Origin of the sequence: Leptospira limi, from assembly GCF_026151395.1 — a bacterium.
In the GTDB taxonomy this organism is placed as follows: domain Bacteria; phylum Spirochaetota; class Leptospiria; order Leptospirales; family Leptospiraceae; genus Leptospira_A; species Leptospira_A limi.
Genome location: NZ_JAMQPV010000001.1, coordinates 1,997,626 through 2,012,334 on the forward strand (window position 1 = coordinate 1,997,626; position 14,709 = coordinate 2,012,334).

A 14,709-nucleotide genomic window follows, 5' to 3' on the forward strand; every position below is an offset into this window, starting at 1 on the left:
GTATCAAAGGAAAGGAATCCGCACGTCATGGGCCGCCGCGACAATTTGAAAATACTCACAACTGCCATTCTAGTGGTCCTACTTCTTTCATCGTTCATTTTCGCATTTATCTATAGGAATGAAATTTACCAAAAACTCCAAACCATCGGAAAAAACAAAGAAGTTGAGATGGTTGACCGAGAAATCACCAAATCACCCGATTCCATGACTCCTCCGAAAGATCTTATGGACGAGTCGAACGCGAGAGAAACTAGGGAAGACCGTTCCAAACTCCCTGACCTTCCGAGTTTGGATGATATGGAACCAGATTCGGAAAGACCGAGGTCTGTCTCTGTTGCAAACGGTGCCAAAACTAGAGACACAAAAGACAGTGGATCTCGGTTACAAGAAAAACTAGACCAAGTGGAAGAACAAATTTCCCCCAAAGAAAACAAAGAGTCTCCAAAGCAGAACACAAAGGAAGTTGTGAAAAAACAATCTTTGGGTGAAACACCACAAGTCACTTTCAAAAACAAAGAAGAGTTCGTTTCGGAACCTAAAACAACGGTTCTAAAATCAAAACAAGGAAAACTTGTCAAAGAAACTTCTAACGTAAGTCCAAAGTCGAAACGTAAAAAAACAAATTCCAAACTCAGTCACAAATCACAATCCACGACTTATAAAGAAACGAGTGTGAGTAAAAAGACAAGTTCCAAACAAACTGGTAATTCGTCTTCCTTGGAAGTTCGGATGAAAGAAGTGGAACAAAAACTAAACTCTTCCAACGATCGAAATGAAAAACGATTTATGGAGATCGAACGTAGAATTGATTCCTTAGAAAAAGCTTTAGCTAAGTAATCGTGTCAGATTACATCTCGGTATACCAGTCCATCCAAAACGAAATGAATTCCCTTTCCCAAGGGAATCCTCCAACACTCATAGCGGTATCCAAAACGAAACCCTATGAAGTAGTGAAGGAAGCTTACCTCCAAGGAATTCGAGAATTTGGAGAAAACTACATCCCAGAAGCCATTGATAAGTTCACTCGATTACGGGGAGAATTTCCAGAGTCAGAATCAAGTGTACATGTCCATCACATTGGACCCGTACAATCAGGAACCTTGCGTAAGTTATTTGGTGTTTTTTCTTATACACATGGTGTGGGATCTTTTTCTAGTCTTGGTGAACTATTAAAACGAGCTGAAAAAGAAAAAAAGAAAATTCGTTATTTTTTACAAACAAACCTGACAAATGAGAATACCAAACATGGTTTTAGTTTAGAAACGATTCTAACAAACAAAGATGAGTTAAACAAATACCAGAACGAATATTGTGTTTGGGAAGGGTTTATGGGAATGGGACCTTCTTCGGGAGATCCCATTCTAACTAAAGAGGTTTTCACAAAGTTGGCTCAGTTCCGTGAAGAACATTTTCCAGACCAAAAACTTTCTATGGGTATGAGTGGGGATTATGTGTTGGCGGTAAAACTTGGATCAAACTTTGTTCGGATTGGATCAAAAATATTTGGAGAAAGGGATTATGGCACACACTCCGTTTAAAACAGTTGGGATGGTGGGACTTGGAAAAATGGGAGGAGCCATTGCCAAAGCACTTTTGGCCCAAGGAACAAAACTATTTGCATTTGATCCCAACCTAAAACAATCTCCTATCGAAGGTGTTAGTTTGGTTTCTACCTTGGATGCATTAGAAAAGGAAGCAGGTTTGTTTGTGATCGCAGTGAAACCAAATCTTGTGGAGCCAGTCCTTGGAGAATTTACGAAACCTGCGATTTTTGTTTCCATTGCAGCAGGTATTTCTTATGGACAGTTGGTGAATGCCGCTCCGAAGGCATCCACTTGTGTACGAGTGATGCCGAATTTACCTCTTGTTTCCAATCGTGGTGCGATGGGGTATTATTGTGAGGACGAGGCAGTGTCCCATACCGAACGACTTTTTTATGGAATGGGAGAAACAATCCGCATTGGGAAAGAATCCCTAATGGATGCGGTCACTGGATTGTCTGGGTCAGGTCCTGCCTATGTGCTTACATTTTTGCAAGCTATGGCAGAAGCGGGGTTACAAGAGGGTCTCAGTTATGAGGAATCTTTGGCTCTTGCGATGGAAACCATAGAAGGAACTCTTGTGTATTTCCGTGACTTACGTTCCAAAGACCACACTCTTCATCCAATGGAAGTGCGCAATTGGGTGACTTCCCCTGGTGGGACTACCATTCATGGACTGGATGCTTTGGAACGAGGCGGTTTTTCTACCGCAGTTCGGGATGCTGTTCGGAGAGCAACAGAGAGAAGTAAAGAATTGGGAAAGGGATAATAACGGTTGCGCGGACAGGATTCGAACCTGTGGCCTTTGGGTTATGAGCCCAACGAGCTACCAGCTGCTCCACCGCGCGGTATACGACCATTATTTTTAAGATTCGTTTATTGTCAACAAAATGAATAAAGAAACTTTCTATTTCCAAACCTGGTTTAAATTTATCGATTTCCGCCAAAATCTTACTTTACATGTGTCAAATATAACGAATGATTCCTATCTTATATAGAATTCTGGCGGTGCGTTTTGTCTTTTAAAGAAAACACTGATATCGTTTTTGAGCATTACGAAAAAAAAATCTACGACCAAAAACAACTACTGGAAATCTCCCGTGCATTAAATTCCACGTTAGACTATAAGTACTTAATTGATGCAATTCTTAACATCTGTTTGGCGCAGTTGCAGACTCTACATGCCGCCATGTATCTTGAGCCAGAAATTGACCTAGGAATTTTTAAATTAGAACCCCAATCGATCAAAGGATTTGAGTTAAGCACTGACGAACAAAACTACGAAATCAAAATCGATAGCCCACTCATCCATTATTTTGAAGAAAAACCAAAAGCCATCACAATGGACCAAATCCTGCAAATGGAAGTCCTAAACAAAATTCCTGATATTGAGTACCTTCGTAAAATGGGAGCAGAAATCCTTGTCCCTCTGAATGCGAAGGGTAAGGTCAATGGGTTACTTGTCCTTGGGGACAAGATGACTTCCGAAGAATTTTTAGAAGATGAAAAAGAATTTATGACAACCCTTGCCAACCTTGCAGGGATTGCCGTGGACAATGCAAGACTCTATGAACTTGCCACAGTGGATATGATGACGGGTTTAAAAATCCATCACTACTTCCAAACCAAACTCAAAGAAGAAATGGAACGTTGCCGTAAAAAAGGTACCAAATTATCGCTTTTATTTACCGATGTGGACAAATTCAAAACGTTCAATGATACCTATGGCCACCAAGCCGGGGATGTTGTCCTCATCGAAGTAGCTAAACAACTTATTGGGAAAGCACAACGACACCATATCCCCGCACGGTATGGTGGAGAAGAGTTTTGCCTTGTGATGCCTGGTGCCACAGAAGAGGAAGCGATTGCCAAAGGCGAAGAAATCCGTAAAGCAGTGGAAGAGATGGTGGTCAAAAATCCAAACGATGGTTCAGACTTAAAAGTCACACTTTCCGTTGGGGTTTCTAGTTTTCGTGCCACTGACAGAAACAATAAAGACCTCATTGAACGTGCGGACAAAGCCCTGTACCAAGCCAAACATTCTGGTCGAAACCGCACAATTTGTTATAAAGATTAGGAAAATAGCCGATGGGTAGAGTATGGCAGAACCTGCATACCTACTCAAAGACCTCTCTCCCTCTGTTCCCTCAGATGTGTACGAATCTATCCGTAACCGTGCCCTTGGGTTGTCTTCCTTCAACTTCCAACCTTACTCTTGTTTCATTGAATACAAAACAAAAGATGCAAACACAGGGATTGAATACAGAGATTGTACGGTAGATTATTCCAGATGCCCACATTCTCGTTGTATCAAAAAATTGGTTTAGTCTCTCTTAGCATCTGTTTGTGGGTGTGTCTGCCAACCCCCACAAAAAAAGAATTCAAAACATCAGAAACGATTCCTTCTCCTTTTCGTTTTCCTCGAAGCCTTCCTCCGCATACCAAAATACAAGTGTTAGATACTGGGATTTCCCTTTTACTCCTTGGGTTCCAATCAGGGAATGAAACCTTTTCTTTTTTATGGGATACAGGTTCTAATATCAGTTTTTATGAAGGATCAGATTCTACCATTTCCAAAGAATTCCAAATTGGTGGACAAGTTGTGATGATCCGAAGGGGAGAAGGGATTTTACCCAAAGGCATCCAAGGACTTGTGGGCCTTGATTTCTTCCGCGGGACTTGTATCTTTTGGGACCAAAAGGACTTGTATTGGTTTTCGGGAAACTCACCTTTTTGTGTCCACCCAGATGCATACCTGGGCACCCAATTGAAAATCCTTTCTACCATACAGAAAGGTGAACATACATTTGTATCCTTTGAATACCCAAAATCCTACCAATCCTATGCCCATATCGATACAGGTGCTTCCCTCAGTTTGTTACCCAAAGGAGGGGACGATGAGTTTTTAGGGGAAAGGAGAGTCTTTCGGCCAGGGAATTCCATTCTCAGCATGAACCACTGGAGGTCCATGGAACCATTGACTCTCATTGCCAAATCGGGATTTCGGGAAGATTACCAGAACGTTGAGTTTCTAACAGGAATTTCACTTGAGAATTTCCATTTATCAGGGGACAAGGATAAGGAAGAGGGTTGGGTGATTGGGCTTGGTATTTTGAGGACTCGTCCTCTGTTTTGGGATTTTTCTCGGAACCGTATCGGGATCATCCACCAAGAGAACTAAGGTGAAAGAAAAAGAAAAAATCATAGTGGCGATGAGTGGTGGCGTAGACAGTGCTGTTGCAGCGGGCCTTCTCATGGAAGAAGGTTACGATGTCATTGGTGTCAACCTTAGGACTTGGGAATACGAAGCACCTGCTTGTGATACCACTAAAAAATCCTGTTGTTCCCCAGAAGACATTCGGGATGCCCGTGATGTAGGTCTTTCTCTAAACATTCCGTTTTACGTCATCAAAATGGAAAAGGTATTTGGAGAACGAGTGATCGATCGTTTTATCAGTGATTATAAAGATGGACGAACACCAAATCCTTGTGTAGAGTGTAACACCTTTGTGAAGTTTGGTGCTTTGTTTGAACAAGCTAAAAAATTAGGAATTGATAAAATCGCCACTGGCCATTATGCACGAGTGATTGAAGTGGATGGTAGGTATGCCATTCGGAATGCAGTTGATATGAAAAAAAATCAAACGTACTATTTGTACGGTTTGTCCCAAGAAAATATCAAAAATACAGTTTTCCCTTTAGGTGAGATGGACAAGGCACAGGTTCGAGAAATCGCCAAGCGTATGGGTCTCCCCGTTGCCGAAAAACCAGAGTCACAAGAAATTTGTTTTATCCCAGAAAATGATTATAGGTCTTTCCTTAAAAAAAAGGGAATTCAGTTTACCCCAGGATTTTTTAAATTAGCTTCCGGCCAAATCATTGGCAAACACCAAGGAAAGGAAGGTTTCACCATTGGCCAAAGAAAAGGCCTTGGGATCGCCTGGAAAAATCCACTCTATGTTCTTTCCATTGAAGATGATGGAACTGTTATATTAGGAGAGGAAGAAGAAACTGTTTCTGAATCTTTTGTCTTGGAAGAAATCACCTACCAAGCATTAGCACCTCTGTCTCCAGGACAATCCCTCGAAATGAAGGTACAAATCCGGTATAGAAGTGCACCTGTTCATTGTAAGGTGACTTCACTTGGTGATACTTGGAAAGTTGAATTTTTAGAAGATGTAAAAAGTGTAACACCTGGTCAGTCCGCTACGTTCTATCCAACAAACGGAGATTATCTTTATGCTGGTGGAATCATCCAAAAAGGTTCCATCACACGTAAAGTGAAATCAAACATCGAAGTTTCTAGGGAGAGTGTTCCCATTTGAAATCAGTTGAAGGAAAAACAATCCTCATCATTGGAGGAGGGTTGTTACAGGTTCCCATCATCCAAACTGCAAAAACCATGCGTTTGCATACAGTTGTTGCTGATATGAATCCCACTTCGATTGGATTCCAAATTGCTGATGAAACCATCCTCATGTCTACAAAGGATGTGGAAGGTATGGTACGTGAGGCAAAGAAGTTTTCACAAAAAACGACAATCCATGGTGTGATCACAGCAGGAACAGATGCAAGTATGACAGTGGCCGCTGTTGCCTCTGCTTTACAACTTCCTGGCATTCGATTTGTTGATGCAGAAGCTGCATCCAATAAAGTGAAGATGCGTAAACGCCTAAAAGAATTTGGGCTTCCCATTCCTCGTTTTGCACCTGTGTGGTCGATGCAGGACGCAAAAGATGCGTTAGATGAATTAACCTTTCCTCTTGTGATGAAACCAGCTGATAATATGGGAGCTCGTGGTGTGATTAAGGTCACAAACCGTGACGACTTACAAGTTGCCTTCCGTCATGCAAAACGGTTTTGCCCCACAGGTGAATTGATTTTAGAAGAATACATGGAAGGACCTGAACTCTCCGTTGATGCCCTAGCTTTCCAAGGCCAAATCCATATGACAGGGATTGCCGATCGTATCATCGAAAGAGATCCATATTTTATCGAAGTAGGGCATAACATGCCTTCGGCGATGCCAAAAGATGTATTGGATGAAGTGGAACGCGTGATGGCAGGCGGAATGAGAGCACTTGGAATCCACTTGGGCGCTGGGAAAGGTGATATCAAAGTCACAAAACAAGGTGTAAAAATTGGAGAGATTGCCGCTAGGCTTTCCGGTGGTTTTATGTCAGCATTCACCTATCCTTTATCAACAGGAGTGAATCTAAATCGGGCCGCACTTCTCATCTCACTTGGTGAAACACCAGACAATTTAGAACCAGTTGTCAATCGAGTGTCAATTGAAAGATCCTTACTTTCCAAACCAGGAAAACTGATTTCCATACGTGGTGTTGAAGAAATCAAAAAAATCGAAGGTGTATCGGAAGTATTTTTGCAATCCAAACCTGGAGATATTATTAAAGAACCGACAAATAACATTGATAAGTCGGGTCATGTGATCATCGTTTCTGATAGTTTAAAAGAAGCAGAACTCGTTTTTGAAAAAGTAAAACAAACAATTGTTTTTGAGGTAGATGAACAATTTTCGATTACAGAAAAAGAAATTGGAGACCAAGCGCGGATTCGATTTGGAAAGGATATTTGTTGGGTCTGTAAGGTTTGTGATGGGAAAAATTGTGCATCGGGTATCCCTGGAATGGGTGGTGTTGGCCTGATGGAAACATTTCAGGACAATCATGAAGCTCTTTCTGAATTTAAAATCCTACCTGGTTACATTCGAGAACATGTAAGTCCAGACATTCATTCCAAATTTTTGGGTTATGATTTAAAAACTCCAATAATGGCAGCACCAATGACTGGTGTGGGTACCAATATGAATTTTGTTATGACCGATGCAGATTATGCCTTAACTGTTGTTCGGTCCTTTGCTCAAAATGGAAGCCTCGCTTGGTTAGGTGATGGTGCTTCTCCAGAAAAATACAAAATTATGTTAGAAGCACTTAAAAAAGTTTCTGGAAAAGGAATTCTCATTTGTAAACCAAGGGAAGATGAATCCTTACTCCTTGAACGATTTTTACAAGCGGAAGCGGACGGAGTGTTCGCCATCGGTATGGACATCGATGCTGTGAATTTTAAAACCATGGTACAGAAAAATTTATCGAGTGTCACAAGACCTCTCGAGAAACTCATGAAACTCCGAGAAAAAACAAAACTTCCTTTTATCTTAAAAGGAATCATGAATGCGGAAGATGCTAAATTAGCAGTGGAAGGTGGATTTTCTGCTATTGTTGTATCGAACCATGGTGGTCGAGTTTTGGATGGAATGCCTGGAACTGCCAGGGTGTTACCTAAAATTGCCGAAGTGGTCAATGGAAAAATCCCTGTCCTTGTAGATGGCGGAATTCGTTCTGGTATGGATGTGTTCAAAATGTTAGCTCTTGGGGCATCCTCTGTCCTCGTAGGAAGGCCAGTTGCCATTTCCCTCGTTGGTGGGGAAGATGCTGGGATACGATTTCTTTTACAAAAATATTCGGAAGAACTAAAACAGTCAATGAGTGTGACTGGCGCAAAAACTTTAGTGGACATTCAGCGCTCAATGTTGCTTCATAAACTACACGGTTGAGTATGGATAAAGAAATCAAAGACCCTGAAGGTATTTTGAAGGTAATTACTGCTTTATTTGGAAAGTTACCAGCTTATATCGTAAACGCAGAAAAAGAATTTCCAGTCAAAATCATTGCACTCAAAAACAAAGCACTCATCATCAATACCAATCTAAAGTTTCCAACGCGGGAACGTGTACTAACAGTTGTACATAATGGAAGCAAATTTTTAGCACATTTTAATCTGGCAGGAGGTGATGGGAATGGAATCGAAATTCTAACACCTGTTAAAATTCAAATTTCTGCTGCATCTAGACAGGGAACAAGGGTTGAGATAAGCCAAATCCAAACTGGGATGGTTGTTACCAACATAATCAATGTTAACGATGTATCCAAAGCCATTGGTTTTGATGATAAAAAAGTGGATGCCATTTTACTTGCTTACCGAACAAAACTTACAAAAGCTTTCCCACTTTCGTCCATTTTTTTTGCAGGAAGGATGGATAACCGTCTTCGTTTGATGCACCATTATGACAAAGATATCTTCATTGTAGACCGAAAAGAAAAATCGACAGCCTCACCCGCTTTTTTCCCTTTTGATGAATACCTACGGATCTTTGAAAATTCCAAAATCCCTGATAATTATACTTCAGAGATTTGTGTTCCCATCAAATACAAGGGGTATGTTCACTTAGGTTATGTTCAGGTGTTATCAGAAAAACAACTTGATATTGAAGTGTACAAACAAATCCAAACATTTGCAAATGCAGTGAGTCGAGATATCATTAACACCGGCGTATTCCAAGAATCGAGAGATGTTTGCCAAGTGATGGACTTAAGTATGGGAGGGATAAGTTTTATCCACGCTCCTTCCCGTTCCTTTTCCAGGTCTGTTACTTTAAACGGTACCATCCTTTTTGATTTGAACTTGGAAGCTGGTAAAAAAGTAACCATTCGCGGTATCATTAAAAACATCAGAAACCAGGAAACAAACTTTCGGGTAGGATGCCAGTTCTACAACCTAACAGAAAAAGATACAGAAATTCTCGAAGATTTTTTGAATGTTGGAAAAGAAGAAGTTCCGAACCCTGAAGAGTCAGGAACGCAAGAAAATCCAAGTTCTGATGGAAGCGAAGGGGAACCAAACGAAGAGAAATTTGATTCCTCATCAAACACGATAGAAAGTCCAAATTCGGAAACGGTTATGGAAGAAGGTTCAGAAGGGGATCCTTTTGCCAACCATATGGATGACAACTTCGCAGAGAATCTAGAAGATCCTAAGTAAATGACTTCTTATCAGTCTGTCATTCGTCCTCCCTATGCCGGGAAAACGGTGATATCCTATCTCACACAAAAATTCCCTTACCATAGTTTAGAAGAATGGGAATTTTTAATCTCAGAAAATCGAATTAAAGTGCAAGGTGAGTTTGTTAAAAGAGACAAGCAATTGTTAGATGGCGATCTCTTGGAATACGAACCAATTCCAGGAAGGATTCTTGAACCGGAAGTCGATGAAAATTATTCCATTTTGAAAGAAACAGATGAGTTTCTCTTTGTGGAAAAACCAGGCAATCTTCCCATGCACCCAGCAGGTCGTTATCGGACCAAAACTTTACTTAGTTTTTTAGAAACCAAATACCCAAAAATCATTCCTGTCCATCGTTTAGACCGCGAGACATCGGGGATCGTGATTTTTGCAAAGTCAGAAGAGAGTAGGATGTGGCTTCAGAAAAAATTTGAAAACCGAGAAGTGTATAAAGAATACTTTGCAATTGTTTCTGGACACTTCACAACTGAACAAAAATTAGATGGCTATATTGGAAAAGACATTCATTCTGCTATTCGGAAAAAAATGATATATTCGCCAGATGAATTTTCAGGATCAAAAACTTGCCAAACCGATTTTTTTCCCATTTTATATAACAAAGATAAGGAAATGAGTTTGGTCCTTGTGAGACCCATTACTGGAAGGATCCACCAAATTCGTGCCAGTTTATTGTATTTGGGGTATCCAATTTTGGGTGATAAGATGTATGGAACAAGAGAAACTACCTTTTTGGATTTTGTTAATTTTGGTATGACCGAAGCCTTAAAAGAAGAGTTGGTATTTGAAAGGCAAATGTTACATGCATATAGCATTCGTTTTGCGGATGAGAGAACTAATCAAGTTGTTCATATTCATTCGAATCCAATAGTAGAAATGGATATTTACTTCCCAGATTGGAAAAACTATGTCCCATAGATTTTAATAAAAATCCAACTCAAGATTTACCTTTCCTCCGATCTTTTAAGAAAGAAAGAGGAGGCTTTTGCAAAGGATGGCAGGAGCAGGCAGATTACTTAAAGATTCGGATAAGTTTATTTTTGGTGAGTTTTGGACAGCAAAACAAAGACAAGGACATCCAATCCATCATACCGTTAGTTATAGAGCATCTTTTAAACCAGAGCTTCCTTCTTTTTTTATGAAGGAATTTCTAAAAAAGAAAAATAGAGTCGTATATGATCCATTTGGTGGACGTGGGACAACAGCGATCCAAGCGAATATCGAAGGTCATGCAGCGATTCACAATGACATCCATCCACTTTCTATCTTTTTAGCCAGTGCGAGACAGTATGTTCCCAAACTAGTTGATTTGGAAAAAAAATTAAACTCGTTAGATTTGGACAAAGAAGTGGACGAAGATCCTTTTGATGTCAACTTGTTGCCCTTTTTCCATCCTAAAACTTTGAGAGAGATTAAAAATCTTAAAAAATACATGGCTATCGATGATTCGGTTGAAATGAAGTTTATTTCCCTCATCGCATTGTCTAGGTTACATGGTCATAGTACTGGATTTTTTTCAGTCTATACTTTCCCACAAGTATCAATCCCGCCAGAAGCTCAGGCTAAAAACAATGCCAAAAAAGGGATTTGCCCGGAATACAGGCCCATTAAACCAAGAATTTACCAAAAGATGAAACGTGATTTGGCTTTGCCTATTCCACCTTTTTATCATGAATTTTCTAAGAACAATTTGTACTCTTTGAATTCGGCAAATTCTGTTCCCAATGTTGGATCAGAATCTGTAGATTTGATTGTTACCTCTCCACCATTTTTAGATAAAGTTGACTATGAAGGGGATAATTGGTTACGCCACTGGTTTTTAGACATAGAAAAATCAAAAGACCGTAAACTCAGTATTTTCAGTAATATCAATGATTGGAATGAATTTATACGTTCTACACTGAAAGAATCAGCACGTGTACTGAAAAAAGGTGCTTATATGGTGATGGAAGTAGGAGAAGTAAAAAAAGGGAGTTCGATACTGTACCTAGATGAAGATGTGGTGCGTATGGCAGAAGGAACGGGTCTTGTTTGGAACAAAACCTATGTCCATACCCAAAGTTTTACAAAACTATCCAATTGTTGGCAAGTTTCCAATAATGAAAAGGGAACAAATTCGAACCGTTGTGTAGTCCTACGGAAAGTATTATAAGTCTAATGGATATGAACTGGAAATTTGTATTGTCCTTGTTGGTTTCGATTTTTCTCTTGGGTTTTGTTGGTTGTAATGAGTCAAAGGAAGTCCAGGCTGGAGAACCAATGGAATCTCACCCCATTGAAGTCTCCATTAAAGAAAAATCAGCAGGCAAGTATGAGTTAGAATTGTATTTACCTAAAGATTTTGGATTTCAAATGGAAGCCCCTCATCGAATTTTTTTATCAGGTTCGGAAGGACTTAAAGTAATTTCCGCAGAATTAAAACTCACTGGACCAACACACCCAAAAAAACCAGAATACTTTGAATATGTAAAACCCTTAACCTTCCAAGTGGAAGGAAAAGGGAAATTGTTAATGGAAGGAAAACTATTTTATTGTAATTTTCTTAAGAATATTTGTATTCCGGCAAAAGTTACAAAAACATTTTCCATCTAATCACAGTTATTCTAAATCTTTAGTCACAAGACGTTTTAAGTTTGGTTTTTGGATTTGGTAAAGAAAAAAGTACCTGCCACCAACTGAAACGTTTTTGTTGACGATTTTTCCTTCTTTCGAGATTTCTCTCAGTTCCTTTTTCCCTTTGTCCGTTAAGTTTGGAATGGTATATGTTTTGAGTAGGTTGAGTGATTTTTGTTCTGCAATTGACTTAGCTTCTTCTTCTCTTTCTTTTTCTGTTGGGAGAACACTCGAAACAGCTACCTGGAATAAACTATCTGTTATAAATCCTTCTTTTGCTTTTGTAAATTCAATGACAAGTGGTGACTCTTCTGGTTTGGTTTCTATCGTTTCTTTGGGTTCATTTGTTTCTTTTACTTCTTTGGATTTACATTGAAAAAAAAGAAAAGAAATCGAAATTGATAGCAATGCAATTGTTAGGTGTTTGTTCATCTATTGTTTCCTGAAATCAGAGATCGGTGTTTTTTCCACACGTTCCATTAATTTAGGTTGGATATTTCGGAATAGGAAAGCACATTTTGTTGGGTCAGAGTAATCTTCTTTGTATAAGTGTAAACTGTCGAAAAACCAGGCAAAGTTGTGAAGGTTTTCTCTGTCGTTCTGTTTTTGATTTTGGGGAATCCCCCTAACTCCGTCTAGGTTCTGGTTAGGATTACTGGAAGTATTTGTGTTACTCGTTGTATTTGGATTTTGTGTGCTTTGCGGAATAACAGATTGTGTTGTAGAGGTGGTTGCTGCAGTCCCTGTCGCAGTTGTTATCTGAGGTGCGTTTGCAATGAGCCTTGTTTGCCGATCTTTACCTTCCAAAGACTTCGAGTAAGAATCAAAACCTTCACCAAATTTATGCTGTTGTCTTTGGATTTTGAGAAGGTATGGCAAACTAAGGGTTTCTCTTTCTACGAATGCTCGTTTTTTACAATCCTCTCTTCTCTCTTTTCCTGCGATCTCACGATAGGTAACAGGAATCTCAACTTTGATTTGGAAAAATTCCCTTGAGATAAAACCTTCATCCGATTCGTTTTGTAAGGCACGTTCCACATAATTGGGATCGGCTATGGTAAAGAGGCGGCAGGAACAAAAGAGACTTAAAATTAGAAGTTTACGAACCATTTCCAACTTCAAGACTAGTAGATGATGTCGAAATTACGAATCTTTTTCCTTTGTTTCCTTCTACAATTTTTACCTCTTTTTTCAGAGGATTCTTTTTTTGGAACTTCTGAGTCCCAATTCCGCGAAAAAATCAAAACCATCCAATTAGAAAATGGACTGACGGTAGTGATGATGAAACGTGGAACCTCCCCGACAGTTGCACTATATATCAAATTTTTGGTGGGTGCAGTGGACGAAACACCAGAAGAAGCAGGGACCGCGCACTTATTGGAACATATGCTTTTCAAAGGAACAAAGTCAGTTGGCACAACGGATTTTGAAAAGGAAGAAAAATACCAAAAACAAATCGAAGTTTGGGGAACGGAACTCGACAATTTAAAATTACAAAGAAGGGATTTGTTAACAAGAGGGGAGATGGTTCCCACTTCTTTGGAATCTGAAATCGAAACATTAAATCGAAGGTTAAAAAATCTCATCCAATTACAAGATGAGTTCATCGTCAAAAATGAAGATTCTTATATTTATGAACAAAATGGAGAAGTAGGATTTAATGCTTACACCTCACAAGATGTAACCAATTACCAAATCCAATTGCCAAACAATAGAATTGAAATATGGGCAAAAATTGAATCCGATCGATTAAAAGATCCCATTTTGCGTGAATATTATACAGAACGTGATGTTGTCATCGAAGAAAGAAGGATGAGAACTGATGATAGTGGAGCAGGTGTTTTGCGAGAAAAGTTTTTTTCTTTAGCATTTGAAAGCCATCCTTACCGAAAACCCGTCATTGGTTATTCTACTGGACTTCCTTTTCTCAAAATTGATGAAACTAAGGAATTTTTCAAAAAACATTATACTCCTGATAGAATGGTGATTTCCATTGTGGGCCAATTTGATATGGAAGAAACGGAATCAATCATCCGTAAATATTTTTCCGATCTAAAACCTGGTAAACCAAGACCCAATTACAAAGTAGAGGAAAAATCATTTCCTGGAGAAAAACGGTTTAAGGTGTACCATCCTTCTGGTAGTCAAATGATGATGGGTTGGTTAAAACCTCCTTATCCTCACAAAGATAATTCCAGTTTTGATGTTCTCTCTACAATCTTAACTTCTGGAACTGGATCACGACTTTATAAACGTTTGGTTTTGGAAGAAAAATTAGTACTTAGCATTGGTGCTGCTAATGGTTACCCAGGTGAACGGTACCAAAATTATTTTGTATTTTTCATTAAACCAAATGAAGGGGCAAACATTGAAAAAATTGAGTCCATCATTTGGGAAGAAATGAACCGTATTAAAGAAAAAGGAATTCCAAAAGAGGAATTAGATAAGGTCAAAAACCAAATGGTATCGGATTTTATCAAAACTTTGGATGAAAATGGAACCATAGCGGATTTATTGAGCTATTATCAGTTGTTATATGGAGATTGGTCAGGTTTGTTCAAACAATACCAAACCATTATGAATGCATCAAGTAGTGAAATCCAAGCATTGATTCCCAAATACCTCACGAAAGAAAATGTTGTCATCGGTGTATTAGAGGATGTAAGGAAAAAATAAT

15 protein-coding genes and 1 tRNA gene are annotated in these 14,709 nt (G+C 39.3%); 13 read left to right on the top strand and 3 right to left on the bottom strand.

Features of this window, described 5'->3' with window-relative positions; all coding sequences use genetic code 11:
• Nucleotides 1-27: 27 nt before the first annotated feature.
• The 3 genes from ND812_RS09150 to proC are packed head-to-tail and all read left to right on the top strand — an operon-like array spanning nucleotide 28 to nucleotide 2,310.
• Nucleotides 28-837: a hypothetical protein gene (locus tag ND812_RS09150; RefSeq protein ID WP_265375207.1), complete on the top strand. Its 810-nt coding sequence runs from the start codon at nucleotides 28-30 to the stop codon at nucleotides 835-837.
• Between the two features lie 44 nt (nucleotides 838-881).
• Complete coding sequence (locus ND812_RS09155; RefSeq protein ID WP_265375934.1) at nucleotides 882-1,538, top strand: YggS family pyridoxal phosphate-dependent enzyme; 657 nt, start codon at nucleotides 882-884, stop codon at nucleotides 1,536-1,538.
• The gene (proC, locus tag ND812_RS09160) at nucleotides 1,519-2,310 is read left to right on the top strand and encodes a pyrroline-5-carboxylate reductase (protein ID WP_265375208.1); all 792 of its coding nucleotides are present in this window, start codon (nucleotides 1,519-1,521) and stop codon (nucleotides 2,308-2,310) included. Before ND812_RS09155 ends, proC begins: the two co-directional genes overlap by 20 nt.
• 6 nt (nucleotides 2,311-2,316) lie before the next feature.
• On the opposite strand, the gene ND812_RS09165 is transcribed toward proC, so the two are convergent.
• A tRNA-Met gene (locus tag ND812_RS09165) sits at nucleotides 2,317-2,389 on the bottom strand.
• Nucleotides 2,390-2,556: 167 nt separating this feature from the next.
• Between ND812_RS09165 and ND812_RS09170 the strand changes: the two genes are divergently transcribed.
• The 9 genes from ND812_RS09170 to mpl17 all read left to right on the top strand — a co-directional run bounded on the left by ND812_RS09170 (nucleotide 2,557) and on the right by mpl17 (nucleotide 12,011).
• On the top strand, nucleotides 2,557-3,618 hold the full coding sequence (locus ND812_RS09170) for a sensor domain-containing diguanylate cyclase (protein ID WP_265375209.1): 1,062 nt from the start codon (nucleotides 2,557-2,559) through the stop codon (nucleotides 3,616-3,618).
• Nucleotides 3,619-3,640: 22 nt separating this feature from the next.
• Complete coding sequence (locus ND812_RS09175; protein ID WP_012388329.1) at nucleotides 3,641-3,868, top strand: hypothetical protein; 228 nt, start codon at nucleotides 3,641-3,643, stop codon at nucleotides 3,866-3,868.
• Nucleotides 3,832-4,722, top strand: a complete 891-nt coding sequence (locus ND812_RS09180) for a hypothetical protein (protein ID WP_265375210.1) — start codon at nucleotides 3,832-3,834, stop codon at nucleotides 4,720-4,722. Before ND812_RS09175 ends, ND812_RS09180 begins: the two co-directional genes overlap by 37 nt.
• A gap of 1 nt (nucleotide 4,723) precedes the next feature.
• Nucleotides 4,724-5,866, top strand: coding sequence for a tRNA 2-thiouridine(34) synthase MnmA (gene mnmA, locus ND812_RS09185; RefSeq protein WP_265375211.1), 1,143 nt, complete (start codon nucleotides 4,724-4,726; stop codon nucleotides 5,864-5,866).
• Nucleotides 5,863-8,115 (top strand): alpha-hydroxy-acid oxidizing protein, encoded by a 2,253-nt coding sequence (locus ND812_RS09190; RefSeq protein WP_265375212.1) that lies wholly within the window; start codon nucleotides 5,863-5,865, stop codon nucleotides 8,113-8,115. Before mnmA ends, ND812_RS09190 begins: the two co-directional genes overlap by 4 nt.
• 2 nt (nucleotides 8,116-8,117) lie before the next feature.
• Nucleotides 8,118-9,380, top strand: coding sequence for a PilZ domain-containing protein (locus ND812_RS09195; RefSeq protein ID WP_265375213.1), 1,263 nt, complete (start codon nucleotides 8,118-8,120; stop codon nucleotides 9,378-9,380).
• On the top strand, nucleotides 9,381-10,337 hold the full coding sequence (locus ND812_RS09200) for an RluA family pseudouridine synthase (protein WP_265375214.1): 957 nt from the start codon (nucleotides 9,381-9,383) through the stop codon (nucleotides 10,335-10,337).
• A 76-nt stretch (nucleotides 10,338-10,413) separates the two neighbouring features.
• Nucleotides 10,414-11,571, top strand: coding sequence for a DNA methyltransferase (locus ND812_RS09205; protein WP_265375935.1), 1,158 nt, complete (start codon nucleotides 10,414-10,416; stop codon nucleotides 11,569-11,571).
• 11 nt (nucleotides 11,572-11,582) lie between these two features.
• A complete protein-coding gene (mpl17, locus tag ND812_RS09210) occupies nucleotides 11,583-12,011 on the top strand; it encodes a cell surface protein MPL17 (RefSeq protein ID WP_265375215.1) in 429 nt (142 codons plus the stop codon).
• A 6-nt stretch (nucleotides 12,012-12,017) separates the two neighbouring features.
• On the opposite strand, the gene ND812_RS09215 is transcribed toward mpl17, so the two are convergent.
• Both ND812_RS09215 and ND812_RS09220 read right to left on the bottom strand, forming a co-directional pair.
• Nucleotides 12,018-12,464 carry a lipoprotein gene (locus ND812_RS09215; protein WP_265375216.1) on the bottom strand — a complete coding sequence of 149 codons (447 nt, stop codon included), beginning with the start codon at nucleotides 12,462-12,464 and terminating at the stop codon, nucleotides 12,018-12,020.
• Nucleotides 12,465-13,142, bottom strand: a complete 678-nt coding sequence (locus tag ND812_RS09220; protein ID WP_265375217.1) for a hypothetical protein — start codon at nucleotides 13,140-13,142, stop codon at nucleotides 12,465-12,467. It abuts the gene before it with no gap.
• Nucleotides 13,143-13,163: 21 nt separating this feature from the next.
• Here ND812_RS09220 and ND812_RS09225 point away from each other — a divergent pair, with 21 nt between their 5' ends.
• Complete coding sequence (locus tag ND812_RS09225; protein WP_322113661.1) at nucleotides 13,164-14,708, top strand: M16 family metallopeptidase; 1,545 nt, start codon at nucleotides 13,164-13,166, stop codon at nucleotides 14,706-14,708.
• Nucleotide 14,709 lies beyond the last annotated feature (1 nt).